This window comes from Bacillus sp. LR_5 (assembly GCF_042709275.1).
This window is the reverse complement of record NZ_JAVAXX010000672.1, coordinates 1-801: the sequence shown is the minus strand read 5'-3', so window position 1 is coordinate 801 and position 801 is coordinate 1. Positions and strand designations below refer to the sequence as shown.

General features: G+C 42.3%; 1 protein-coding gene. It reads left to right on the top strand.

The annotated features are described in order from the left end of the window. Positions 1-745: translation elongation factor Ts (tsf, locus tag RAC86_RS39415; protein ID WP_377887040.1), on the top strand; the 745-nt coding region annotated here is incomplete at its 5' end. Between the last annotated feature and the right edge of the window lie 56 nt (positions 746-801).

Genomic DNA, 801 nt, shown 5'->3' with positions numbered 1-801 from the left:
GAAAGCAGCGAAAAAAGCTGACCGTATCGCGGCAGAAGGTTCTACTCTTATTAAAACTGACGGCAACAAAGGCGTTATCTTAGAAGTAAACTCTGAAACTGACTTCGTTGCGAAAAACGAAGGCTTCAAAGAGCTTCTTAACACTTTAGCTGACCACCTTCTTGCAAATGCTCCAGCAGATGTTGAAGAAGCTATGGGTCAAAAAATGGAAAATGGCTCTACTGTTGAAGAGTACATCACAAGTGCAGTTGCTAAAATTGGTGAGAAAATCACTCTTCGCCGCTTTACAGTTCTTACAAAAGACGACAGCTCTGCATTCGGTGCTTACCTTCACATGGGCGGCCGCATCGGCGTATTAACTGTTCTAAACGGTACAACTGACGAAGAAACTGCGAAAGATATCGCAATGCACGTTGCTGCGGTTAACCCTCGTTACATTTCTCGTGATCAAGTATCTGAAGAAGAAAGAAATCATGAGCGTCAAATCTTAACTCAGCAAGCCCTTCAAGAAGGTAAACCTGAAAACATCGTAGCGAAAATGGTTGAAGGCCGTCTGAACAAATTCTTCGAAGAAATTTGTCTTTTAGACCAAGCGTTCGTTAAAAACCCAGATGAAAAAGTGAAACAAGTGGTTGCAGCGAAAAACGCAACTGTTCAAACTTATGTACGCTATGAAGTTGGAGAAGGCATCGAAAAACGTCAAGAAAACTTTGCTGAAGAAGTAATGAACCAAGTGAAAAAATAATGGCGAAAAGATTTCGCGGCCAAGTCGCGTCTTTTCAGGCAGTATAGGGGACACAC